This window comes from Methanoculleus oceani (assembly GCF_023702065.1).
In the GTDB taxonomy this organism is placed as follows: Archaea; Halobacteriota; Methanomicrobia; order Methanomicrobiales; family Methanoculleaceae; genus Methanoculleus; species Methanoculleus oceani.
On the sequence record NZ_QFDM01000001.1, the window covers coordinates 95,135 to 116,898 of the forward strand.

Annotated in this window: 26 protein-coding genes; 14 read left to right on the top strand and 12 right to left on the bottom strand. The window is 64.5% G+C overall.

Translation table 11 applies throughout. The features are described 5' to 3' along the window. Positions 1 to 178 precede the first annotated feature (178 nt). Positions 179 to 1,612: a sensor histidine kinase gene (locus DIC75_RS00485; RefSeq protein WP_250986056.1), complete on the top strand. Its 1,434-nt coding sequence runs from the start codon at positions 179 to 181 to the stop codon at positions 1,610 to 1,612. Here DIC75_RS00485 and DIC75_RS00490 read toward each other — a convergent pair. Genes DIC75_RS00490 through DIC75_RS00505 form a run of 4 tightly spaced genes read right to left on the bottom strand, consistent with a single transcriptional unit; the run spans position 1,596 to position 3,687 of the window. Next, positions 1,596 to 2,078, bottom strand: a complete 483-nt coding sequence (locus tag DIC75_RS00490) for a DUF2124 domain-containing protein (protein WP_250986057.1) — start codon at positions 2,076 to 2,078, stop codon at positions 1,596 to 1,598. The genes DIC75_RS00485 and DIC75_RS00490 overlap by 17 nt on opposite strands. A gap of 51 nt (positions 2,079 to 2,129) precedes the next feature. Further along, positions 2,130 to 2,489, bottom strand: coding sequence for a hypothetical protein (locus DIC75_RS00495; RefSeq protein ID WP_250986058.1), 360 nt, complete (start codon positions 2,487 to 2,489; stop codon positions 2,130 to 2,132). Between the two features lie 49 nt (positions 2,490 to 2,538). Continuing rightward, a complete protein-coding gene (gene thmT, locus DIC75_RS00500) occupies positions 2,539 to 2,724 on the bottom strand; it encodes a 2-hydroxymuconate tautomerase (RefSeq protein WP_250986059.1) in 186 nt (61 codons plus the stop codon). A 33-nt stretch (positions 2,725 to 2,757) separates the two neighbouring features. Further along, entirely contained in the window at positions 2,758 to 3,687 is a 930-nt protein-coding gene (locus DIC75_RS00505) for a polyprenyl synthetase family protein (protein WP_250986060.1), read from the bottom strand. A 119-nt stretch (positions 3,688 to 3,806) separates the two neighbouring features. On the opposite strand from DIC75_RS00505, the gene DIC75_RS00510 reads away from it, so the two are divergent. From DIC75_RS00510 to DIC75_RS00520, 3 genes are all read left to right on the top strand, one after another. Beyond that, positions 3,807 to 4,751, top strand: coding sequence for a phosphotransferase family protein (locus DIC75_RS00510; RefSeq protein ID WP_250986061.1), 945 nt, complete (start codon positions 3,807 to 3,809; stop codon positions 4,749 to 4,751). Beyond that, entirely contained in the window at positions 4,727 to 5,389 is a 663-nt protein-coding gene (locus tag DIC75_RS00515) for an HAD family hydrolase (RefSeq protein ID WP_250986062.1), read from the top strand. The genes DIC75_RS00510 and DIC75_RS00515 overlap by 25 nt, the downstream gene beginning before the upstream one ends. Positions 5,390 to 5,456: 67 nt before the next feature. Then, the gene (locus DIC75_RS00520; protein ID WP_250986063.1) at positions 5,457 to 6,197 is read left to right on the top strand and encodes an MJ1433 family protein; all 741 of its coding nucleotides are present in this window, start codon (positions 5,457 to 5,459) and stop codon (positions 6,195 to 6,197) included. 486 nt (positions 6,198 to 6,683) lie between these two features. Here the strand turns inward: DIC75_RS00520 and DIC75_RS00525 are convergent, their stop codons facing one another. Both DIC75_RS00525 and DIC75_RS00530 read right to left on the bottom strand, forming a co-directional pair. Then, positions 6,684 to 7,508 carry a hypothetical protein gene (locus DIC75_RS00525; RefSeq protein ID WP_250986064.1) on the bottom strand — a complete coding sequence of 275 codons (825 nt, stop codon included), beginning with the start codon at positions 7,506 to 7,508 and terminating at the stop codon, positions 6,684 to 6,686. Between the two features lie 42 nt (positions 7,509 to 7,550). Beyond that, positions 7,551 to 8,036 (bottom strand): GTP-binding protein, encoded by a 486-nt coding sequence (locus DIC75_RS00530; protein ID WP_250986065.1) that lies wholly within the window; start codon positions 8,034 to 8,036, stop codon positions 7,551 to 7,553. A gap of 124 nt (positions 8,037 to 8,160) precedes the next feature. Here DIC75_RS00530 and DIC75_RS00535 point away from each other — a divergent pair, with 124 nt between their 5' ends. The 3 genes from DIC75_RS00535 to DIC75_RS00545 all read left to right on the top strand — a co-directional run bounded on the left by DIC75_RS00535 (position 8,161) and on the right by DIC75_RS00545 (position 12,060). Then, positions 8,161 to 8,571, top strand: coding sequence for a hypothetical protein (locus DIC75_RS00535; RefSeq protein ID WP_250986066.1), 411 nt, complete (start codon positions 8,161 to 8,163; stop codon positions 8,569 to 8,571). Positions 8,572 to 8,680: 109 nt separating this feature from the next. Continuing rightward, positions 8,681 to 9,211, top strand: coding sequence for a HEAT repeat domain-containing protein (locus DIC75_RS00540; protein WP_250986067.1), 531 nt, complete (start codon positions 8,681 to 8,683; stop codon positions 9,209 to 9,211). Then, on the top strand, positions 9,208 to 12,060 hold the full coding sequence (locus tag DIC75_RS00545; protein WP_250986068.1) for a M1 family metallopeptidase: 2,853 nt from the start codon (positions 9,208 to 9,210) through the stop codon (positions 12,058 to 12,060). The genes DIC75_RS00540 and DIC75_RS00545 overlap by 4 nt, the downstream gene beginning before the upstream one ends. Position 12,061: 1 nt before the next feature. Here the strand turns inward: DIC75_RS00545 and DIC75_RS00550 are convergent, their stop codons facing one another. Beyond that, on the bottom strand, positions 12,062 to 12,901 hold the full coding sequence (locus DIC75_RS00550; RefSeq protein ID WP_250986069.1) for an MBL fold metallo-hydrolase: 840 nt from the start codon (positions 12,899 to 12,901) through the stop codon (positions 12,062 to 12,064). 255 nt (positions 12,902 to 13,156) lie between these two features. After that, a complete protein-coding gene (locus DIC75_RS00555; RefSeq protein WP_250986070.1) occupies positions 13,157 to 13,633 on the bottom strand; it encodes an SRPBCC domain-containing protein in 477 nt (158 codons plus the stop codon). Between the two features lie 156 nt (positions 13,634 to 13,789). On the opposite strand from DIC75_RS00555, the gene DIC75_RS00560 reads away from it, so the two are divergent. After that, positions 13,790 to 14,182, top strand: coding sequence for a hypothetical protein (locus DIC75_RS00560; RefSeq protein ID WP_250986071.1), 393 nt, complete (start codon positions 13,790 to 13,792; stop codon positions 14,180 to 14,182). Positions 14,183 to 14,191: 9 nt separating this feature from the next. Here DIC75_RS00560 and DIC75_RS00565 read toward each other — a convergent pair whose 3' ends face one another. Together DIC75_RS00565 and DIC75_RS00570 are read right to left on the bottom strand one after the other, a co-directional pair. Then, positions 14,192 to 14,854, bottom strand: a complete 663-nt coding sequence (locus DIC75_RS00565) for a 2'-5' RNA ligase family protein (protein ID WP_250986072.1) — start codon at positions 14,852 to 14,854, stop codon at positions 14,192 to 14,194. Positions 14,855 to 14,943: 89 nt separating this feature from the next. After that, on the bottom strand, positions 14,944 to 15,144 hold the full coding sequence (locus DIC75_RS00570) for a hypothetical protein (protein WP_250986073.1): 201 nt from the start codon (positions 15,142 to 15,144) through the stop codon (positions 14,944 to 14,946). Positions 15,145 to 15,622: 478 nt separating this feature from the next. Between DIC75_RS00570 and DIC75_RS00575 the strand changes: the two genes are divergently transcribed. The 5 genes from DIC75_RS00575 (at position 15,623) to DIC75_RS00595 (ending at position 19,697) form a co-directional block, all read left to right on the top strand. Next, positions 15,623 to 16,825, top strand: coding sequence for a COG1361 S-layer family protein (locus tag DIC75_RS00575; protein ID WP_250986074.1), 1,203 nt, complete (start codon positions 15,623 to 15,625; stop codon positions 16,823 to 16,825). A gap of 7 nt (positions 16,826 to 16,832) precedes the next feature. Continuing rightward, positions 16,833 to 18,035, top strand: a complete 1,203-nt coding sequence (locus DIC75_RS00580) for an ABC transporter permease (RefSeq protein WP_250986930.1) — start codon at positions 16,833 to 16,835, stop codon at positions 18,033 to 18,035. 4 nt (positions 18,036 to 18,039) lie between these two features. After that, positions 18,040 to 18,747 (top strand): ABC transporter ATP-binding protein, encoded by a 708-nt coding sequence (locus tag DIC75_RS00585; protein ID WP_250986075.1) that lies wholly within the window; start codon positions 18,040 to 18,042, stop codon positions 18,745 to 18,747. 152 nt (positions 18,748 to 18,899) lie between these two features. Continuing rightward, the gene (locus DIC75_RS00590) at positions 18,900 to 19,076 is read left to right on the top strand and encodes a DUF1059 domain-containing protein (protein ID WP_250986931.1); all 177 of its coding nucleotides are present in this window, start codon (positions 18,900 to 18,902) and stop codon (positions 19,074 to 19,076) included. Between the two features lie 42 nt (positions 19,077 to 19,118). Then, positions 19,119 to 19,697, top strand: coding sequence for a class I SAM-dependent methyltransferase (locus DIC75_RS00595; RefSeq protein WP_250986076.1), 579 nt, complete (start codon positions 19,119 to 19,121; stop codon positions 19,695 to 19,697). An 18-nt stretch (positions 19,698 to 19,715) separates the two neighbouring features. Here DIC75_RS00595 and DIC75_RS00600 read toward each other — a convergent pair whose 3' ends face one another. Next, on the bottom strand, positions 19,716 to 20,300 hold the full coding sequence (locus DIC75_RS00600; protein WP_250986077.1) for a DUF3558 domain-containing protein: 585 nt from the start codon (positions 20,298 to 20,300) through the stop codon (positions 19,716 to 19,718). A gap of 198 nt (positions 20,301 to 20,498) precedes the next feature. Between DIC75_RS00600 and DIC75_RS00605 the strand changes: the two genes are divergently transcribed. Continuing rightward, entirely contained in the window at positions 20,499 to 20,960 is a 462-nt protein-coding gene (locus DIC75_RS00605; protein WP_250986078.1) for a protease inhibitor I42 family protein, read from the top strand. Positions 20,961 to 20,991: 31 nt separating this feature from the next. Here the strand turns inward: DIC75_RS00605 and DIC75_RS00610 are convergent, their stop codons facing one another. Then, the gene (locus DIC75_RS00610; protein WP_250986079.1) at positions 20,992 to 21,762 is read right to left on the bottom strand and encodes an MBL fold metallo-hydrolase; all 771 of its coding nucleotides are present in this window, start codon (positions 21,760 to 21,762) and stop codon (positions 20,992 to 20,994) included. Positions 21,763 to 21,764 lie beyond the last annotated feature (2 nt).

The following is a 21,764-nucleotide window of genomic DNA, read 5'->3' on the forward strand; positions in this document are numbered from 1 at the left end:
CCCGTCCACTCCGTACGGCACCGGTTCCATTCCCGACCGATCTCCGGTGTCTTATCCCCCATGATCTTACTCTCTTCCTCCGGAATCCGGATAACTCGCCGGAACCTGGAGACAATATGCATGCGGACATTTTTATAATATTAAAATTATATATACAACCAGTCGAGGTGGGCACCCCGTGACTACCCTTACCGAACAGCAGCGAGTGGCCATCGTCATGGCCCTTCTGGCCATATCGATCTTCCTGACCTACTACTTCCACGCCATCCTGATGCTCGGGACCGTCTTTTCGCACTTCTTCTACATCCCGATCATCCTGACCGCGCTCTGGTGGGAGAAGCGGAGCATACTGGTCGCCATCTTCCTCGGCGGGCTCGTCGTCATCAGCAGCGTCCTGTACAGGCCCGATCTCCTGACGTTGAACGACTACGGGCGCGCCCTGATGTTCGTCGTCATCGCCTTCGTCGTCGCCTCCCTTTCCGAGCAGCTCAAAGGGCGGGAGCGCGAGGAGAAGAAGCAGAGAGATCTTGCTCAGCGCTACCTCGACGTGGCTGCCGTCCTCTTCGTCGTCATCGGCGCCGACCATACCATCCGGCTCGTCAACCGCCACGGCTGCAAGCTGCTCGGTTATCGCGAGGAGGAACTGCTCGGAAGAGACTGGTTTACGGCCGTCGTCCCCGAAGCATCCCGGGAGGGGCGGCGACGGGACTTCGATGCCGCGATCGCCAACAATGCCGCCTTCCCCGGCCGGCGGGAGAACCCGGTCGTCACGCGGAACGGAGACGAGCTGATCCTCGCGTGGCAGGACACGGTGTTTACCGGCGACGACGGTCGGGCAGCCGGGATAATCGGTTCGGGAGCCGACATCACCGACCGGATCCGCGCGGAGGAAGCGTTGCGGGCGGCCCACGGCGAGGCAAACCTCTACCTGGACATCATGGCGCACGACATCAACAACGCAAACGCCGTCACTCTCGGCTATGCCGACCTGCTGGTCGAGGCGCTGGAGGGGAAGGAGAGGGAGATGGCCCGGAAACTCAGGGGCGGCATCAGCCGGAGCATCAAGATAATCCAGAACGTCTCGACGATCCGGCGCCTGCATTCCCATGAGACGACGGCAAGACCCGTGGACCTCGACGCCGTCATCAGGGACGAGATCGCCCACCATCCCGATGCCAGGATCGCTTACGAAGGAAAGCCGGTCCGGGTTATGGCCGACGACCTTCTCCCGGAAGTCTTTGCGAACCTCATCGGCAACAGTATCAAGTTCGGGGAGTCCCGAGCCGAGATCGCCGTCCGCGTCGAGAAGGGCGACGGGACGGTCGGGGTCTCGGTCGAGGATACGGGGCCGGGGGTGCCCGACGCGGTCAAACCCGTTCTCTTCACCCGTTTTGCGCGGGGCACGAGCGCCCGGAGCGGGAAAGGGCTCGGCCTCTACATCACCCGCACCCTGATCGAGCGCTACGGCGGGAGCATCAGGGTCGAAGACCGGGTGCCGGGACATCCCGAATGCGGCGCGGCGTTCCGGTTCACGCTCCGGTCCGACCGAACACCGGAGCCGCCGGTATCCCCCGCGCCGGCGGCCGGCCGGATGATCACCGCCAGACCCTGACCGGGTCGATGGCGGCGTCGATGATCAGGTCGAAGTCGAAGAGATCGAGCCAGCCCATCTTCTCAAACATCTGCATGAAGCAGATGCCCACGACCTTCGCCCCGGGATGGGCGGCGACGGCCGTCTGCACCGCTTCTTTCGCGACAGGGACGCCCGGCATCGAGAGCCCGCCCATCAGGACGATCACCTTCGGGTCGACGCGGACGACGTCGCCGGAGACCTGCATCCCGACCCCCTCGGCCGGGCGGATCGCCTTTGCCGCCGCCTCGTCCGCGTAGGGTACGTAAACCTGCTCGAGGGAGAGGTCACGGACGGCGAACCCCAGGAGTTCGATGAAGGGGGTGCAGGTGCCGGGGCAGCCGTAGTAGACGACCTGGTCGCCCGCACCGAGCCCGATCTGCCGGAGGTATGCCTTGAACGGCCGGAGCATCCCGGGGACGCCGGTGAGTTGCTCTTTTAATTCCATGAATGTCCGGTTGTCGCCGGGGCATATACCGTTACCGGATGCGGCCAATCGCTACAGCAGTCCGCACCCGGAGAGGTGATAGAGCCTCTGGACCCTCTCGGCCGCCTCCTCCGATACCGCTTCACGAATACGGACGAGGATGGTCTCGATATCCTCCTCCGGCATACACCCGAGGTCTTCCCGGCCGGAGAGGATCTGGTCGGTGAGGTAGCCCCAGTCCTCGTCGGAGAGGCGGCCGACCCTCTCTGCAAAATCCTCCTCGTCCTCGGCGATGTGGTTAGAGACCGGGGGGAGGATCGAGTGGAACTCGTGCCCCGATTCCGGGCAGAGGACACCGCTGTATTCGGGGGCCAGTTTCCGCAGGATGGCAAAGTCCTTCTCGTCAAGTTCGCGCGCCATGGTGCCGTTCACTCCGGGGTTTGAGGCTTCTTCCGGCTAAAAAATGTTTGGTGCCGCAGGACTACGACTCCGAGAGGAGTTTTCCCGCCCGGGCGATGCTCTCGGTCCTGAGTTCCTCGAAGAAGATGGTGACCACCTCGCGGTCGACACCGAACGTCTTCGTGACCGCGGCGGTGATCTCGTCTGCGAGTATCCGTTTCTGTTCAAGCGTCCGTCCCTCTGCCATACGAATGGTTATTACCGGCATGGTTTCTCAGAAGAGAGTGGGGCGGGACGGTATTTATCGTTGCGGAAGGCCGCCGGGGCAGACAACCCGGAACCCCGTTGCGTCACCCGGCATCTCCCTCGCGATCGTGAGCCCCACGATATCCCGGACCACCTGCCCGAAGGGTTCCCACGCCTCCGGCGGCTCCCGCTGCCGTCCCGCATCCGCGATCCGGGCGGCTGCACCGTCCGTCTCCCGCTCGAGTATCCGTCCCAGCGCCTGACGGGTGCCGTTACTCCCGGAGACGCACCGGAGGAGGAGCGCCTCGGACCCGGGCCGGGACTGGCTCTCTCCAGCAGGCGCGTGCAGGTCCGCGATGTCGTCGGCGATCTGCATCGCCTTCCCGGCAGAGAGGCCGAAGCCCGCGAACGCGGCGACGACCGTCTCCTCCTCTCCCGCCGCCATGGCACCCCAGGCGGCCGCGAGCGAGAAGAGGCACCCGGTCTTTCTGGCGATGATGGCGTCATAGAGTTCTGCTGCCGGGAGCTCCGGGCCCCCGAGCATCTCCCAGGCCACGCCCCGGGCCATGCTCTGCTGGGCTGACGCAAGCATCGTTACGTATCCGGCACCGTAGGGGGCGGCGAGCACGTAGGGGAGAGCGAGGATGCCGACGGCGTCGAGGACCGCACGCCCCTCTCCCCGGGTGAGATGAAGGGATGGGGCCCCCCGCCGGACGGTATCCCCGTCCAGCATGTCGTCGAGGATGAGGCTTGCGGCGTGGGCGAGCTCGACGGCACAGGCGAGGTCGAGCGCCTGGCGGGTGGGTACCGTCGTCCGGGCAAGGCCGGCGTGGATGCGGAGGAGGAGGCCTGCCCGCATCCGCTTCCCCCCGATGAGGAGCGGGAGGACGCCGGGGTCGATTGCACCCCCGCCGTTCGCCGCCTCCTCGATCCGGCAGTTGACAGCGGGCCTTATCCTCTCGAGATACTCGCGAAACGGTATCATGGCTCGTCACTCCCGGAAGCCGGTGCATCCCGTTAAGACGCCAGGGCGGTAAAAAGGTGTGGGTCGCCCGGTGCCATGGGCACTTTCATTGCCCTGCAGAACCACCGGCAGGCCCGGAGGTGCAGCAGTTGATCGTCGAGAGGAAGGTGGGACACCTGGAGGTCGGCGATGCGTTCGGGGACTGGCTCGCGAGCGTCCTCGCCGACCGATTGGCCGGGTGGCGCGGTAAGATCCGGGTCTACCGGGTAGAGCCTGCATCGCACGTCGTCTGCCGGTACGAGTTCGTCGGTTCCGGGGTCAGCGTGGTCGGAAAGTTCTTCGGCGCGCCGACGGGTGCGAAGACCCACTACAACGCGGATGCGGCGATGAAGAACGAGTTCCGCCGGCTCCGCCATGTCTCCGGCTGGATCCGCGTTCCCCATGCCATCGCCACGAACAGCCGGTTTCATGCGGTCCTCGTGACCGAGTATGTCCCCGGCCGGACGCTCCGCGAGCTCCTCGCGGCGAGGATATCCATGTACGACCCCCTGACCGGCGTCGCGCACCTGCTCCGCCGGCTCCACGACGGCACGCGGACCTCCTGCAAACGGGAGCGCGACTTCGCTTACTTCCACGCGATCCTCGACCAGAACACCCTCCCGGGCTCCCGGAGGAAGCGGTTCGACCGCCTGCTCGGGGCGTGGTGGCACGGCACGCGGCTTGACCCCGATGCTGGCTGCATGGTCCACGGCGACGCCACGCTCAGCAACTACCTCTTCGACGGCGAGACCTGCGCGATCGACTTCGAGGGGGCCCGGAACCACACCCACCCGGTCCGCGATCTCGGTATTCTCGCTTCAGAACTCAAGACGTCGGACGGGAGTAGCGCGAGGGCCGAAGACTACATCGGTCACCTGCTCTGGCACTATAGTCGTAGCGTTGAAGAGTTCCGGCGCCATACCGCCGTCCTCCCCTTCTTCATGGCGCTCGGATACCTCAGGATCGCCCGGCTGCCCTGGCGGGCGGCGGAACGTGACTGGCTGCTTTCGGAGGCGGAGGCGTGTCTCGCCGCGATCCACCGGTAGCGGGGGTTCTCTTCGACTGCTACGGGACGCTCATCGACGTCCTGACCGACGAACGCGATATCGAGACCTACCGGTACCTCTCGCGATGGCTCATTTACCAGGGCGTCCGGATCATGCCCAAAGACCTGCAGGAACTCTACGCCGGCCGGGTCAGGGCAGCGGCCGGCCGGACCGGGGGGCCCCATCCGGAGGTGCGGGTCGAGGAGGTCTTTTCCGGCATCTGTGCCGAACACGCGGTCTGGAAGATCGACAGCGAGCGGCTCGGCGTCGAGACCGCCCGGGCGTTCCGGGCCGCGTCGCTCCGGCGGCTCGGCATCATCGAAAAGAGCCGGCGACTGCTCGACCTCTTTTGCACGCAGAAGACGGGGGTCGTCTCGAACGGGCAGCGGGTCTTTTCGGAACGCGAGATGCGGATGCTCGGGCTCTACGACCGTCTCGGCTTCGTCATCTTCTCTTCAGACCTGGGCTACCAGAAGCCGGACCCGCGGATATACGCGGCGGCCCTCGGACGGATGGGGCTTTCCGCCCCCGACGTCCTCTTCATCGGGGACAACTCCGAGAACGACGTCGATGCTCCCCGGAGGCTCGGGATGCAGGCGCTGCACGTCGAGGAGGCGTGGAGGCGCTACGGGGTCTAGCAACGGGAAGCACACGCTAACCGGGGCCGCGGGTTTCATGGGATCCGGGTATACATAGGGCCTCACGATGGACGAAAGACGGTGGCTGATCGCCCTGGGTGCAGGGCTTATTCTCCTCTCGGTCGTGCTTTACGCCCTGCACTTCCTGATCTTTCGGGACTTCTTCCACATCAGCATCTACACGCTCGGCGATATTGCGTTCCTCCCGCTCGAGATCCTGCTGGTGACGCTCGTCTTTCACCAGGTGCTCGCGTCCCGCGACCGGCGGCAGAGGATGGAGAAACTGAACATGCTCATCGGGACGTTCTTCTCGGTTCTCGGGAGCGAGCTCCTGACCTACATCTCCGACAACGATCCCAACCTGGACGAGATCCAGCAGCTGCTGATAGTCGACGACACCTGGACCGACGAGACGTTCCGGGAGGTGGAAAAGCGGCTGAAACGGCATCCCTGCCGTGTCGGGGTGGAGAACGTCGACCTGGCCGGCGTCAAACGGTTCATAGGGTCGCGCGAGGACTTTCTCCTGCGGCTGCTGGAGAACCCGGTGCTCCTCGAGCACGAGACGTTCACCGAACTCCTCCGGGCGGTCTTCCACTTCAACGAAGAGCTGCAGCGCCGGCCCGGCTTCTCCGACCTGCCCGGGACCGACACGGCGCATCTCGCAGGCGACCTCGAACGGATCTACGGACTCCTGATCCGCGAGTGGCTGGACTACATGCGCTACCTGCAGAAGAACTACCCGTACCTCTTCTCGCTTGCAATGCGGACAAACCCCTTCGACGAGACGGCATCGGCAGTTGTAGAATAAACGACGGGCCGAAGGGTGCGACGTTCCAGTGGAACGGAGCAGGAGCACCGAAGGTGCGGGTTGCGACGGACAACGTCCGGAGCATGAGAAGCCGTCAGGCTTCGATTCCGGAGTTCGAGAAAATGCGAAGCATTTTCGAGTGACGACTGCCGGAACGGCAGGAGCTTGAGCACCCTAGGTGCGAATGGCGACGTTCCGTAAGGAACGGAGTTTAAGCGCCGTCAGGTGCGAGTTGCGACGCGTGCCCTAGGGAGGCAGGCGGAGTTTGAGAAGCTGTCAGGCTTCAAATGCGACGCGTGCCCCAAGGGGGCAGGCGGAGCAGGAGCACCGCAAGGTGCGACTTGTGATGTGTGCCCCGGAGGGTGCGACGCTCCAGTGGAATGCGACGGGCCGAAGGGCCAGAGCAGGAGCACCGACAGGTGCGACTTGCGGCGCTCCGCCAGAAGTGGAGTTCGAGTCCCGAAGGGTTTCGAGTCCGGGCCCCCTCTACGCCATCTGCGCCCTGATGTGCTGCACCGTCTCGGGATACTGCTTCTCGAGCCTGTTCTTTTTGAGGTTCTCCCTCACGATCCACCGGATGTCTTTGTCGTCGAGGGTGGCGAGCTGCCGCAGGTACTCAAACCCGATCCCGGGAAGGGCGACGATGACCAGGCTGAGCGTGTAGCCGAGCGCTTTTCGAAGCGCGCGGAAGGCCTCGGACTGCCTCTCCTTCGCGGTGTAGACACGGATCAGGGTCTTCCTGTGGAGCCTGAACGCCGTCTCTGCGAGTTCCGGTTCCGCGAGGAGGTCCGGTTCGGCAATCCCCGCGACCGCCGCCCGCATGGCGAGCCAGGACCCTCCTTCCACCCAGTCTTCCAGCTCCGGAACCGTCGTATCCCGTTGCCGCGAGAGGAGGTTCTGAAGTCCCATCGCCACCGCCTCCCTGATTCGCCACCGCGGGTCGTCGGAGGCCTCCGCCAGGTGTTTGAGCGCCTCCTCGACGCATGCCGGCGATACGGACCCTATCGCACCGATGCCCCGAACACCGCAGAACCCGAGGAACTCGTGCGGGTCTCCCGTCGGCGCATCTTCCGGAGAGACACAGGCAAGCTCGACACAGAGATCCCACAGGACCCGGTGATCGTCGGCATCGGCAACGGCAAACTCCCGCACGGTCTCGGCAAACGCCTCCGCGAGCTCCAGGTTTGCCCGGGGTCCGGGGAGACGGCTCTCCGCAACCAGGTAGGCGAGAAGATCCCCGGCGTTTCCGCTCGAAAGAAAACTCGTGAGCAGCCGGGCAACCTCCCTGATATGGGTCTCTTTGCGGGTCATTGTGTGCAGAGAAGAACGACCCGCAGGCAGTAAAAATGATCGTTACCGGGCGGCCAGGGTTGCCACGAAGGCGTCGAGTGCCGCATGGACATTCTCACCGTTCCGCGCGGAGATAGGGTGCACCATCTCCCCGGGGAGATCCCGGCGGACGGCCTCGGGCACCGCACCCGGACTGTCGCACTTGTTCGCCATGAACGCGAGCGGCACCCTGAGATCCTTCAACTGGCCATAGAGGTGCCGGGTCATCGCGTCCACTCCCGTGGTGGCGTCCACGACGATGATCGCGCCGTCCATCCCCCGCGAGAGGATCTGCCGGACGAACTCGAACCGTTCCTGCCCCGGCGTCCCGAAGAGGTAGACCGCCCGGTCTCTCACCGTCAGCCTGCCGAAATCGAATGCAACGGTCGTGGGTCCTTCTTTCGAGGTTGCCTCGATGTGACGGCTGCGGGGGTCGAGTGCCTGGATGAAACTGGATTTGCCTGCATTGAAGGAGCCGAATACGACAATCTTGAGCCTGCCTTCTGCCATTAGCCTTGTATCGGCACCAGGATGTTTTAGGGTTTCGCTATGGTGGCGCCGTGGCGAGGATGGAGACGTAGCCGACCGGTTCCAGGAAACATTTTTTCCCGAATCGTGATGGAGGGAATGATCGATGGCCGGTCTCGCGGGGGGCTTCCTGAACTATATACCGACGGGTCAAAGTACAGGTATGGAGTCGGAGGAGGTGGATTCCGTCGTGCAGGAGATCGTGGCCACCCTGGATAATCTCTTCCATGCGGAGAAACGTGCAAGACTTCAGGTATCTGCGCTCGAGGAGCGGGAGTATCCCCTGGCCGCGACGTTCGAGATGGTCAGGGATCTGGAGGCCGACAGTGCCATCGAGGAGGCTCTCGCCGGGTTCGGTTTCGAATACCACACCGTCGACGACGATGCCGAACTCTGGATCTCGGATGAGCACGGGCTGATGGTCTTCCTCTCCTTCACCGCCCCGGACGGGCGGTACTACAACTACAGGATCGTCGCGTTCGACGTCGTCGGCGAAGACGAAGAAAGAAGTGCGTAACCGCTGCGGGTGACGACGCGCCCTCCGCCCGCAACACAGAGGGGTGCCGTGCCAGGTGCTATATACCGTAAACGACATCTGGTGTGCGGCAGAACCTGGAGGGATGGAGATGGAACGCTCGGTAAAACGCCTCATGGAAGACAGGGAGAAGCGGCGTGAGGAGAACATCGGCAAATACATCGAGCAACTCTCGGACAGGAGCACCCCCTACCGGCTGCGGGCGGCCGAAGCGCTCGGGGGGTGCGCCGATCCGCGGGCGGTCGAGCCGCTGATCGTTGCCCTCTCCGACCCGGAGAACGAGGTCCGCTGGGTCGCCGCACAGGCGCTCGGGAAACTCCGCGATCCACGGGCGATCGAGCCGCTGCTGCCCCTTCTCGCGGACCCCGACCGGTGGGCGCGGCGCGGGGCCGCCTGGTCGCTCGGCGAGATAGGCGACCCCCGCGCGGTCGAGCCGATCCTCCCTCTTCTTGCGGACAGAAAGAAGGACGTCAGGACGGCCGCCGCCGATGCGCTCGGGAAACTCCGCGACAAGCGCGCGGCCGCTGCTCTCTCCGCCGCGCTCGAGGGTGAGGAGGAGCCCGAGGTTCGGACGGCAATCCGGCGTGCGCTCCGGGAGATCACCGGCGAGGCGGGTCTTTGACCGAACACGAAGGGCGGGAGAGGCTCTTTCGCTACTATCCGGAGGACTTCGGGGCGCTCCCCGTGAGAGTTGTCCACATGGATCTCGCCTTCGACGTCTACGACGGCCACACCCGGGTCGTCTCCGCCTTCACCGCCGAGACACTCGACGCGCCGCTCGCTTCCCTCGCCCTGAACGCCCGCGACCTGGATATCCTCCGGGTCACGTGCGCCGGATATGCCGTCACCTACACCTACGACCGGAGCGCCGCGGCCCTCACCGTCGCCTTCGACCCCCCGGTCCCCCCCCGGACCCGGTTCACCCTCGATACCGAGACGATCTGCCGGCCGAGCAGCCACGTCCTCGAGGGCCTCTACTACGACGGGGCCTGCCCCGCCGGGCCGCCCACCCAGATCACCCAGTGCCAGCAGTGGGGGTTCCAGCGGCTGGTCCCCTGCCTCGACGACATGACCGCGAAGTGCACCTACACGACGGCGATCGTCGCGGACGACGGGTATACGAACCTCATATCGAACGGCGACCCCGCGGGGCCGCGGTACTACCCGGGCCTCGGCCGCTCCGTTCAGGAGTACCGGAGCATCACGACCCCGATGGCCCCCTACCTCTTCTTCCTCGGGGTGGGGTGCTACGACACCCACCGGCGCGAGTTCGAGTACCCCGACGGGCGGACGTTCTCCCTCGAACTTCTCGCAAAACCCGGCTCTGATGCGGCGGCGGCGGAGCGTGCGCTCGATATCCTCGCGGACGCCGTGATGTGGGTTCACCTCTTCACCGGCCCCGCGCAGTACCGCGACCACGAGACCCGGGAGGAGGTGTGGCGCCAGGTCCGGGTGCGGGACGAGGCGAAGCACGCCGGGGACCGGGCAGCCATTGAAGCGTCCAGAAAGGTGCTTGCCGGGCTTGTTGCGGCCATCCAGACAGGCTACGCCTACACGGGAGCAGTCTACCGGGAGATCGCCATGCAGAACTCCGACTTCGGCGGGATGGAGAATGTCGGGAACACAACCCTTGCCGCAAACAGGATCATGCCCTACCCCGAAGCGACCGACCCTGCCTTTGAGTATATGGTCAGGGTGAAGGTCCACGAGTACTACCACAACGAGAACGGCTCCGAGGTGACGGGGAGGAGCCCGTTCGAGCTCTGGCTGAACGAAGCGGTGACGGTCCATATCGAGAACCGGCACCACGCCTTCCTCTTCGGCGAGGCCTACTCCCGCCTCCAGACCGTGCTCGACCTCCTCGACCCCGAGGCCGGGACGCTCGTCCTTGACCGGGGCGCGGGCTCGATGCCGATCGAGCCGGACGGGTTCAACGACCCCAACGACCTCGTCACGGGCGTCACCTACGTGAAAGCCCCCGAATTCGTCAGGATGATCGAGACGCTGATGGGGAAGGAGACGTTTGCGGAAGGGCTCGGCCGCTACCACGACCGGTTCCGGCACGCCAACGCCTCCCGGGACGACTGGATACGCTGCATGGAGGAGACCTCGGGACAGAACTTCTCGGGGATGGCGGCGACCTGGCTGAAGGAGAGGGAGTACCCGGTCCTCACCGTGACCCCCACATACGACCCGGCTTCCCGGCGGTTCACCCTCGCCTACCGGCAGAGCCGCTCACCTGAAGGCCGCATCTGGGAGTTCCCGTTCCGGTTCGCGCTCGTCGACGCCGGAGGCCGGGACCTTACGGACCGGACCGTCCGTATCGCGGACGAGGCAGGGGAGATCGTCATCGACGGCGTCGATCGGCCCGCATTCCTCTCGCTCAACCGCGGCTACTCCTTCTACGGGAAGGTGGCATACCGGCCGCCGGAGGACGAACTCTACCTCCAGGTGCAGAGCGACACCGATATCGTCGGCCGCTTCACCGCGTTTGCGGCGCTCGCCGACCGGGAACTACTCCGGCTCCTCGAGGACCCGGACGCGGCGGTCTCGACGCAGTTTGCCGACCTCTGCACCGCTCTCCTCGCCGACGACCGCCTCATGGAAGAGGCCGGCGGCCAGTTCCTGACGATCTTCCCCTCCGTCGGGGATGAGCGGTTCGCCCACCACTACCGGGCGCTCTACGATGCCCGGAAAAGGATCCTCGGTGCCGTCGCCGTCCGGCATCCGGATGCCCTTCTTCGCGTCTACCGGCAGGCGGCGAACGCTCCGGGCGGCTCGGGCTACCTCGGAGGAGAGGCCGCGGCGATCCGGCAACGGCAGAGGAAGAACACCTGCCTCGCGATCCTCGCTACCCTCGATACCCCCGAGGTCCACCAGTTGATCGCCCGCCAGTTCCGGGAGGCGACGGCCGCAACCGACCGCCTCACCGCATTTTCGCTGCTCCTCGAGAGCAGTGCCCCGGAGCGCCGGGAGATCCTTGCGGCGTTCTCTCTCTCCTCGGCGAGAAGTCCTGTGGCGTGGGAGTCCTTCCTTGCCGCGGTCGCCGGGAGCGATTGCGACGATCTTGTCGCGATCCTCCGCGAAATCGAATCCTCGCCCGCCTTTGCAATAGAGCAGGCCGACCAGCAGCGGGCGCTTTACGGGAGGTTCGCGCTGAACAGGAAGCGGTCGCTTGAGACCGGAGAGGGGCGGGCCTACCTCGCGCAGGTTCTCCGGCGGCTCGCTCCGGTCAATGAGTACAGCACCGTCCGGGCTCTCGACGCGTTTGCGTTCATCGACGGGATGGAGCCCCGCCACCGGGTTCCGGCCGTTGCGGTGCTTGCCGACCTCCTTGCCTCCCTCGATGCGGGCGCCCACCCGGCCGTCTACAACAACGCCCGCCGCTTCCTCATCGGCGCCCCAAAAGCCGTCCGCGCCTATGAGGAGGAGCACGGGGAGATCCCGGCCCTCCGGGGACTCGCCCCCTGACTCACCCGTACTCCAGGTGCAGCCCGACGCCCGCCTCCCGAACGTCCGCGATCTTCGAGAGTGCAACCTTTGCCGCAAGGTCGGTGCAGTGGCAGGGGTGAAGGACCGCCGGCTGCACCTCCGCAAAATAGTCGAGGATCCCCTGCACCTGCTCCGGCGGCGCGTCGAGGAGGTGGAACCCCCCGATGACGTCGGCGACCCGATCTTCGTCGCAGATCTCGCGTGCCTGCTCGACGATCGAGCAGATCCCTGAGTGAGAGCAGCCGGTGATGACGACGAGCCCCTCCGCGGTCTTGCAGGCGAGCGCGGTATCGTCGGCGACGGTGTCGTCCCGGATACCGTCGGGGGTGTAGATGTAGCCGCACGAAGGCGCCCGCTCGAACTCGAACCGCCGCTCGATCTCGCCGAGGAAGACCAGGTTCTCGGTCAGCCAGAGGGGAGCCGCGGTGAGGAGGACCTTCCCGTGCCGGAAGAGTTCCTCGACCGAGAGGTGGCACCCGATCTCCCCGACGCCGTCGCAGCTCCGGGTGAGGAACGCGTCGGGATGAGCGATGAACGTGGGCTCGATCCGCTCGCGACCCTCGAGGATAGCCTCGGTATGGAGCCGGACGAGGGCGTCGAGACCCCAGGTGTGGTCGAGGTGGCCGTGGGAGATGACAATCTCTTCGACGCGGAGGAGGTCGATCCCCATCTTCCGTGCGTTCTTGACGAGGATGCCCGAGTAGCCGGCATCGAAGAGGACGCGGGTCCCGCCGTCCTCGAGGTAGATCGAGAGCCCGGGTTCCGCGAGGAAGTAGCGGTCGGTGAGGGTGGCGTTATCGACGAGGACCGTCAGCCTCATGTGCAGCGTTCACCCCGGGGACGAAGAGGCCGGGAGGCGGCGGAGACCTCGCCCCGGCGGAGAATCGGGGGTGTGAACGGATCCATGCAGATACTGGGAACGTCGGGGTTAAGAAGGTTTCCCGGGGGCGTTCGCACCTAACGATGCTCATCCTCCGTTCCGGTGGAACGTCGCGGCTCGAAGACCTTCGGTCTTCTCATGCTCCGTTCCGGTGGAACGTCGCAACTCGCACCTTCGGTGCTCGAGCTCCGGCTCTTACGACCCGTCGCTTTCCGCACGCTCCCTGAGCGCCCGGTTCATCAGCAGGAACCCGAGATGGGTCGCCCGGAAGGTGCCGGTGAGGTCGACGACGGGCACCAGCAGCCCGGTGAAGACCTCGGCCTGGACGAACCGCGAACCGTCGCCCTCGGGAGCGATGGTGAACCGGTGTTCTCCGTCGAAGAGCCCTGCGATCAGGACACGGCCGATCCACCGGAGCTCGTGGTCTTTCGCGACCCGCAGCACCCTCGGGGAAAACCGCATGCTCTTCCGTCCCGGGGGTCGGATCTCGACCGAAAGGCGTGTCCCCACCCAGGGTTTCCCCTCGATCGAGAGGATGAACGGGTTCCAGTCGGGGTAGGAGGCGAAGTCGGTCAGCACCCGCCAGACGACTCCGGGAGGGGCGTCGATGATGGTCTCGGCCCGGACTTCCCGGACCAGGATCCCGGAGTGTGCCGGCAGGGGGGCGGTCATGCTTTCATCACGATCGCACAGGGGGGGCAGGAAGGGAGAAAAGGCTTTCTTCCTCCCGCAAAACCGGGAGGGGAGAAGGCAGTCCGGGACTGGTTGCCCCGCGGCGGCCGGAGAAAAGAAGTCGTTCCCGGTGAAACCAATCTTTGAGAGTGATCCATGACGGAAACAGGATACGAGACCTTCTCCCCCGGGGATCCGGAGGAACTTGAATCGATCGGCTTTGCAGTCGGCGTGCGGCTCGGGCTCGATCGCTTGAAGGACCTGCAGGAACGCCACGAACTGGAGGTCATCCTCTACTTCGACGAAGACCTCGCCCGGAACTCGACGCTCGAAGCGGACTTCGCGGACTTCCGGATCGTCCCGGTGCAGGCCCGGCCGTTCATGCCTCTTGCGGTCTTCCTGCAGGTGTTGACGGAGCATGATCCGGGGTTTGCAGACCGCATGCGCCGGGAGCCCCCGATAGTCGAGGTCCTGGAGACCGGGACGATCGACCGCTACTCCGGGTGCGTCCTCTGCACGAGGCCGTACGTGAAGGGACTGCTGCTATAACCCGCCGGTCTACCGGCGGGCCGCCCTGCCACGGGCGCCGGGCGTCCGATTCCCGAGATCGAACCCGGCAAGTACCCGGCGGCAGGTGCAGTGGCTGCCCAGGTGGCAGATGGCGGCCTTCGTCACCTCGAACCGGATCGGAAAGTCGATCCCGGGCAGGATCTCCGGAAGGTTGCCGAACCCGAGCGTGATGTGCGGTGAGTAGCGCAGATACGCCGAGGTCTTCTGGAACCGGACGAGGCAGTCGACGGATGATGCGGACGTCTCTCCTGCAAACATCTCCGGTCCGGCCGGGGGCGCAGGATACGGCTTTAATGCGTTCATCACAGTCTTGTGAAAGAGCTGGAGGATCTCCGCCCGGAGGATGTGGAACGCGGAGACGGTCTCTCCCGTGCCCGAGCGGTGTTTCACGACGGCGTCGACGGTCATCGTCATGGGGGAACACTGCCGGGCAATCCGGTCCACCTTTGCGGTGATCTCCGGGATATCGCCGCTTCTTACCGGGAGCATCGCGACCGAGATGTGCGGGAGGCAGTCCTCTCCATCAAGGCGTATTCCCCCGTCCGGGCTGCCGGCGAGCAGGGTCCGGTTCGCGCCGATCGCCATATCCATGATCGGCCCGGGCGGCAGGAGAACGACATCGATAGCAACCGTATCAGGAAGTTTGTGCATGAGGCCGAACTGGCGAAAGAGGTAGAAAAGAGTTTTCCCCGGGATCGGCAGCCCGCTCCGTGACGCCGCCGGGTCACGCCGGGCCCCGCTCACCACCTCACGCCGAAGATCGGCTCCTCCTCGACGATGTTCGTGATCCTCCGGACACTCGCCTCCACCGGGACGTCCTGCCCTGCGCAGAGTCCCTGTTTGAGTTGCTCGAGGCCCGCAGCCACCGAATCATCCTTCGAACGGACACCGCTTACCGTCACCCTGAACGTCAGCGTCACCAGCCATTGAGTCGTCTCCATCTCTTCTCCCTCAGAACGTGGACGGAGTATACCGCCAACGAGTGATAAAGACAGCTCATGAAACCCTCCTGTCCGAAGAGCAAAAAAAGGTGGTGGACTGATGGGTGAGAACGGAGAGCAGCACGGTGTTGTGAGCACCCGGATAATGAGGACGTATAGGGAGGTATAGAGCGTTGCAACACGAATGGAGGTATGTTTGCGACCACTCATCCGGTCAATCGATCCGGTACCGGCTCATCCGTATCCCGGAGACAGTATAATTCCGATTGCATAAAAATATTTTTGGACCCATATACTTATCGCATCGTATTATGCCCCCCGGGGGAGCAGCCATGCACAACGGTTATATATAACCATCAGGGAATCTCGGGCTCCGAAGATCTCTATCCAGGAGAGAAGAGAGATGGTCCAGAAGTCCGCGGCTGCTCCCCGGGGGGGCATAAGGAGGCGAGCGATCGGTTGTATCGCGTGCGCACTCATGGTAGTTCTGGTGCTTGTTCCGACAATAGCGACTGCGCAGGCCCCGACGGTGTTCGTCTCCAACTACACCGTCACCCCCGCCGTCCTGATGCCCGGGGACGAAGGGACGATCACGGTGGTGCTCACGAGTACCGCTTCCCCGGCCACGGGTTCGCCGCTCAACATCCGGCTGGACCCCGGTACCGGAGAGACGAACACCTCGACAGAGACGCCGGAGAACGCCTACATCGAGAATGTGCTCTTAAACGGCGAAGGGATCGATGTTCTCTCCGGGAGTTTCCAGGATATCGGCGAGATCGGTCCCGGCCAGTCCTTCCCGCTCACCTTCCAGATCCGTGCTCCCGGCGAGGCGGGGGTCTACTTCCCGGAGGTCTGGGTCAGCGTGCGGAACGCGGCCGATGTACGGTATCCCGTACCGGTGAACGTCAACTCCGCATACGCCCTGATCAAGAAACCCGCGCTCCGGGTGGAGAGGACCGTCCCGGCATCCGTCGACCCGGGTGATCCCTTCAACGTCACGCTCACGCTCTACAACGAGGGCGGGGCAAGCGCAAGCGACATATCCGTCAGCATCAACGCAACCTCCGGCGCGATCACCGCAGGCAACTCGGAGAACTACTTCATCCCCGAACTCGGGGCAGGGGAAGAGTCGGTCCTCGACCTGACGTTCGAGACCGATACCAGCGCACCCCTCGGACTTACACCTATCCTCGTCACTATCGACTACCGGAGCGCCGATCTCGCAGAGTTCCAGCAGGTGGCGACGATCGGTGTCCCCATTGTCGGCCGCGCCGAGATGGGCATCGCCTCCATCAGGACCGAACCTTCCCGGATCACCGCCGGCGACCCCGTGGACCTGACGATCCGGCTGGAGAACACCGGGACGGCGGACGCGGAGTCGGTCCGGGCAACCGTCGAGGGGCTCTCTCTTCCCGGTTCAAAAGAGGCGTTCCTCGGAACAATCGAGCCCGGCAACGACGGTCCCGCCGTCTTCTCCCTGCAGGCCAGCGAGGCGGGAGAGTTCGACTACACCCTCGTCGTACAGTATACCGACGACTACGGGGCGCACACAACCCGGCAGGCCCTGCAGGTTGTTGTTGCGGAATCAAGCCCGATCCTGGCTATCGCCGCCGTGGCAGCGATACTCATCATTGTCATCGTGGCCGCGGTCTTCTGGTACCGGAGACAGAAGGAGGAGTGACTTGCCCGTGCTTGCAGGCCTCAGGGTCTCCGCGTTCCTGGCGTGGAAGTCCATCCAGCGTGGGAGCAGAGGGACGCTCGCCCTCACCATCATGATCATCGCCCTCATCTTCGTGAACCTGGTCTTCCTCCCCTCCATCATCTCCGGGGTCGTCGAGACCTTCAACACCCAGTCTATCGACTTCGACCTTGGAAATCTGGTCATCGAGCCCCGGGAGGGGAGCCAGTATATCGACGGCGTCGGATCTCTCCAGAAGACGGTCGGGCGGATCCCCGGGATCACCGGCACATCACCCCGGATAGCCGCCGGGGCAACCTACTTTTATAAGGGCCGCAACGCCGCAAGCACGCTTTACGGCATAACGCCCGAGGATGAGCGGTCGGTGACGAGGATTGCCGAGTACATGACCGAGGGAGAGTTTCTCTCGAACGGAGATACCGACGCAATCGTCATGGGCACGACCCTCGCGGGGACGGAGGGGGAGGAGGCAGGCGGCCTTCCCTCGCTTCAGGGGGTCGGGGTCGGCGACTCGGTGGAGGTAGCCTACCCGAACGGCGAGATGCGGACCTACCGGGTGAAGGGGATCTACGAGACCCAGTCCTTCAGCGTCGATACGGCAGCCTTCATCACCAGCCGCGAGATGAGCGGGGTGCTCGGCCTCCAGGACCAGGCGTCCATCATCCTGGTGAAGACCGAGGTTAACGGCAGGGAGGAGGAGTACAAGACGGAGATCCTCTCCTACGGCATCCAGGAGGAGGTCCGGACGTTCCAGGAGAAGTCGGGAGGGTTCGTCGACCAGGCGATCCAGAGTTTCAACATCATCAACGCCATCTCGACGCTCGTCAGCCTGATCATCGCCATCGTGGTGGTCTTCATCGTGATCTTCATCAACACCGTGAACCGGCGGCGGCAGATCGGGATCTTGAAGGCGATCGGGATCGACCAGCAGATCATCATCAACTCCTACGTCCTCCAGGTGCTCTTCATCACCACCGTCGGGGCGCTGGCCGGGATAGTGCTGAACGCCGGCGTGACGACCTACCTGACCGCCTATCCGCTCGTCTTCCCCGGCGGCCCGGTCTACCCGGTCGTGGAAGCGTCGGCAATCCTCCGGAGCATCGCGAGCCTCTTTGCGGTCTCGGTGGTGGCGGGCTACATCCCGGCGTGGCGGATAGCACGGGAGGATATCCTCTCCGCAATCAGGGGGTGAAGAGATGATCGTCGCAGAGGACCTCAGGAGGGTCTACACCATGGGGAGGGTGGAGGTCCGCGCCCTCGGGGGCGTCTCGCTTGAGGTCGCAAAGGGGGAGTTCGTCGGGATAATGGGCGCGAGCGGCAGCGGCAAGTCGACACTCCTCCATATCCTCGGGCTCCTCGACCGCCCCGACTCCGGCAGGGTGACGATCGACGGGACCGACGTCCTCGCCCTCTCCGACCACCGGCGGACCCTCTTCCGGCTGAACCGGCTCGGCTACGTCTTCCAGGACTACGCGCTGATCGGGGAGCTCACGGCACTCGAGAACGTCTACCTAACGTCGCTTGTCCGGGGGGCATCAAAGAAGGAGTATCTCGACCGGAGCGCCGATATCCTGGAGCGGGTCGGCCTCGGCGACCGGATGGACCACCGGCAGAGCGAACTCTCGGGCGGGGAGCAGCAGCGCGTGGCGATAGCCCGGGCGCTCGTGAACAACCCGAGCATCCTGCTCGCCGACGAGCCCTGCGCCAACTTGGACAGCCAGACCTCGAAGAGCATCCTCGACCTCTTCGCCCGGTTGAACGAAGACCTGGACCAGACGATCGTGATGGTCTCGCACGAGGAGTGGCATAAGGAGTACTTCTGCCGGGTCGTCACCCTGCAGGACGGGTTGATCGCGGATGTAACGGAGTGCAGGAAGGGGCCACGCCCGGGCGGCGGGGAGTAGCCGGCCGGTCGCTCGCCCCGAAGTGCCGCACGGTGGCGGTGCCGGTGCAGCCGGGTGCGGCAATTCGGACCTCACACGAGCGGTTGCGGCAGAAAAACCGACGGCGATATTTTTATATCTAACATGAGATACAACCCCGGCCGGTGAGAAGTATGCAGGAGATGAAGACATTCAGGTGCAAGGACCTTGGCCTTGCGTGCGAGTTTGAGGAGAAGGCAGAGAGTGAGAACGAGCTGATCAAGCGGGTCGAAGGGCATGTTCAGACAGCCCACCAGATGAACCCGGAACAGCCCGAAGTGCAGGAGAAGATCCGCAAGGCGATGAAGTGAGGGGCGGCAGATTCATCCGGGATGCACGCCACCGGGACAGGTATGGTGCAGCACAGGCATTCCTGGAGACACTCGCCCGAGGAGGAGGCCGCACGCCGGCGCTGGCAGCATCCGGAGTCCATCCTTGAGGGGATCGGGCTTGCTCCCGGAGGCACCTTCGTCGATGTCGGGTGCGGGGACGGATTCTTCGCGCTTCCTGCGGCACGGATCGTCGGGCCGCACGGCCGTGTCTGCGGGATAGATATCGATGCCGGAGCGCTGGACCTGCTCCGGGAGAAGGCCCGCTCCGGGGGTTTCGACAACGTCCTCCTCCACCAGGGGATGGCCGAGGAGATCGTCCTCTGTGACGGATGCGCGGACGTCGTCTTCTTCGGCATCGACCTCCACGACTTCGTCGACCCGGTCCAGGTCCTTGCGAATGCAAAGCGGATGGCGCTCGACACCGGAGTGATCGTCGACGTGGACTGGAAGAAGGAACCCCTTCCCCTCGGCCCGCCGCCCGCAAAGAAGTTCAGCACCGAGCATGCGGCGTCGCTGATGGCGGAGGCGGGGCTGGAGGTCAGGACGGTGGCGGAGTCAGGGCCGTACCACTACATCATCACGGCCGTGCCGGGGCGGTAAAAAAAGGAGGGGCCAGGGTTACTTCAGGTTCGCGATGCTGCCGTAATCGACGGCGTTTACGAACGCATCGAGATCCTGCTTGGATCCGTCGACACTGATATAGACCATGAACCGTTCATTGATGCCGACCCAGGTGCCATAGGAGTCCGGTTCGGTGAAGACCTCCCAGGCAGGGTGTCCACCGACCGTTTTCTGCTTGTAGTAGCCTTCAGTCGTCTCGAACGCGACAAGCGAGTCCCATGACTCCCAGTAGCCCACACCGTAGTAGGCCGAGTCCTGGATCATGACCGCTGCCACGGCATCGCCTTTCCTGTAATCACAGGACGCCCAGGTCCACTGGCCGTCATCGGCAGTCCAGGATGCCCCGACGGCTTCCTCTGCAGTCCAGCCCGCCGGCGCATCGGGCAGGAGCGAGATAAGGGTCTCAAACGAGACCGCGGTTACGCTTCCCTGTGCGGCCCCGGAGACGGTAGTGGTGGCGGCAGGGGTTACCTGCGGTGTGGTCGTATCGGATTCGTCCGACGTACAGCCTGCCGTGAGAAGGCAGAGCCCGAGCACAACGAGGAGTGCCGGGAAGATCAGTTTCTGGGGGGATATTCTCATAATGATGCCCTCAGGGAGTTTTGAACGACAGAATATTATTTATAGCTTATCGTTTTGCAGTACAGGGCGACTGAAAAGCCCCGAATCTGTTTTGGAGCGCTCACCGATCTCCTCTGGAACGGCCGATCCCCAAATGATCCAGAGATCTCTTCCGGGACTTTCAGTAAATTATTTACCGGATATGACCAATCATATCGCATGGTTCAGAAAAAGAGTATCTATGCCGTCCTGGTTGCAGGACTCCTGGCACTGTGCATGCTCGGTGCCGGTTGCACGTCGCAGCCGGCGGAACCGGGAACCCCGACCGCGACGCCCACCCCGGTGGCGACCACGCCGCCCGCGGCGGAAGAATTCGTCTTTAACGAGACGAACAACAACGAAACCATCACGCTCCCGGTCGGGAGCGCCATCACCATCAGCCTCGACGAGAACCCGACGACCGGATACGAGTGGAACGTCACCTCTTCCGCCGGGCTCGAGTACGTGAACGACACTTACATCGCGCCGGAGACCGGACTCGTGGGTGCCGGAGGCGTGCACGTATGGGAGTACCTCGCTGCCGAGGAAGGCAGCGCCGAGTTCTCCGCGATCTACAAGCGCCCCTGGGAGAACGTGACCGGAAACGAGACCACATTCTCGATGGCGTTTGTCATCGAGTAACCTTCCACCCTCTTTTTGCGCATCCGTGCCGTCACCGCCCGTTCCCGAACCACCGCAAGACCTCCGTCCCCCGCCACGGCCCTCCATGCGCCCCGTAGACCCGTTCCGGCCCGAAGGCAAGGAGTGTCCGGAGGCTCCTCCGTGCCGCCGCGGGGTCGTCCATCCTGAAGGGCAGCCGGGGCCTCCCTCCGGGAAACAGAGCAGAGAGAAGGTCCCCGACGATAGCGGTGCCGCCGGCAACGAGTACCGAGATCGAGCCGGAAGTATGCCCCGGCGTGGGAACGATCCTGCCCCGCACCCCGAAGGCCGCAAGGTCGGCGATGCCCCTGACGACGATATCGGGCTCAACACCGCCCGAACCGGGAACGGTCTTCCTGCCGCCTGCAAACCTCATCAGGCGCGGGATGAGCCCGGCGGGAAAACGCAGCCCGTCAAACCCGAGGCGCATGGCACCGGCGTCGGCCTCGTGGACGGCGACCGGTGCGCCGGTCAGTTCCCGGAGCGCGTCGGCGCTCCCGTAGTTGTCCGGATGGCCGTGGGTGACCAGGATCAGCGAAACTTCGTCTGGCCTGATGCACGCTCTCCTCATCGCGGCCAGGATGGCCATCTCATCCCCGGGGTTGCCGGTGTCGATCAGGATCGCGCTCCGGTCCCTGACAACGAACGCGGTGGTCGGGCCGAGCGGGACGGAGATGACCGCCGGCAGGTAGCGAACGGCGACGCTCTCTGTCCTTCGTGCCGGAGCCCGGGTAGCCTGTCCGCTCCCGGCAGAGCTCCCCATACCCGGGTCGGCAGCCGTCATGG

Coding starts and splice junctions, on each gene's coding strand:
- DIC75_RS00490 (WP_250986057.1), bottom strand. CDS start 2,078: ATGGAATTAAAAGAGCAACTCACCGGCGTCCCCGGGATGCTCCGGCCG.
- thmT (WP_250986059.1), bottom strand. CDS start 2,724: ATGCCGGTAATAACCATTCGTATGGCAGAGGGACGGACGCTTGAACAG.
- DIC75_RS00505 (WP_250986060.1), bottom strand. CDS start 3,687: ATGATACCGTTTCGCGAGTATCTCGAGAGGATAAGGCCCGCTGTCAAC.
- DIC75_RS00520 (WP_250986063.1), top strand. CDS start 5,457: ATGGACGAAAGACGGTGGCTGATCGCCCTGGGTGCAGGGCTTATTCTC.
- DIC75_RS00525 (WP_250986064.1), bottom strand. CDS start 7,508: ATGACCCGCAAAGAGACCCATATCAGGGAGGTTGCCCGGCTGCTCACG.
- DIC75_RS00530 (WP_250986065.1), bottom strand. CDS start 8,036: ATGGCAGAAGGCAGGCTCAAGATTGTCGTATTCGGCTCCTTCAATGCA.
- DIC75_RS00535 (WP_250986066.1), top strand. CDS start 8,161: ATGGCCGGTCTCGCGGGGGGCTTCCTGAACTATATACCGACGGGTCAA.
- DIC75_RS00540 (WP_250986067.1), top strand. CDS start 8,681: ATGGAACGCTCGGTAAAACGCCTCATGGAAGACAGGGAGAAGCGGCGT.
- DIC75_RS00550 (WP_250986069.1), bottom strand. CDS start 12,901: ATGAGGCTGACGGTCCTCGTCGATAACGCCACCCTCACCGACCGCTAC.
- DIC75_RS00555 (WP_250986070.1), bottom strand. CDS start 13,633: ATGACCGCCCCCCTGCCGGCACACTCCGGGATCCTGGTCCGGGAAGTC.
- DIC75_RS00560 (WP_250986071.1), top strand. CDS start 13,790: ATGACGGAAACAGGATACGAGACCTTCTCCCCCGGGGATCCGGAGGAA.
- DIC75_RS00565 (WP_250986072.1), bottom strand. CDS start 14,854: ATGCACAAACTTCCTGATACGGTTGCTATCGATGTCGTTCTCCTGCCG.
- DIC75_RS00570 (WP_250986073.1), bottom strand. CDS start 15,144: ATGGAGACGACTCAATGGCTGGTGACGCTGACGTTCAGGGTGACGGTA.
- DIC75_RS00575 (WP_250986074.1), top strand. CDS start 15,623: ATGGTAGTTCTGGTGCTTGTTCCGACAATAGCGACTGCGCAGGCCCCG.
- DIC75_RS00585 (WP_250986075.1), top strand. CDS start 18,040: ATGATCGTCGCAGAGGACCTCAGGAGGGTCTACACCATGGGGAGGGTG.
- DIC75_RS00590 (WP_250986931.1), top strand. CDS start 18,900: ATGCAGGAGATGAAGACATTCAGGTGCAAGGACCTTGGCCTTGCGTGC.
- DIC75_RS00595 (WP_250986076.1), top strand. CDS start 19,119: ATGGTGCAGCACAGGCATTCCTGGAGACACTCGCCCGAGGAGGAGGCC.
- DIC75_RS00600 (WP_250986077.1), bottom strand. CDS start 20,300: ATGAGAATATCCCCCCAGAAACTGATCTTCCCGGCACTCCTCGTTGTG.
- DIC75_RS00605 (WP_250986078.1), top strand. CDS start 20,499: ATGGTTCAGAAAAAGAGTATCTATGCCGTCCTGGTTGCAGGACTCCTG.
- DIC75_RS00610 (WP_250986079.1), bottom strand. CDS start 21,762: ATGACGGCTGCCGACCCGGGTATGGGGAGCTCTGCCGGGAGCGGACAG.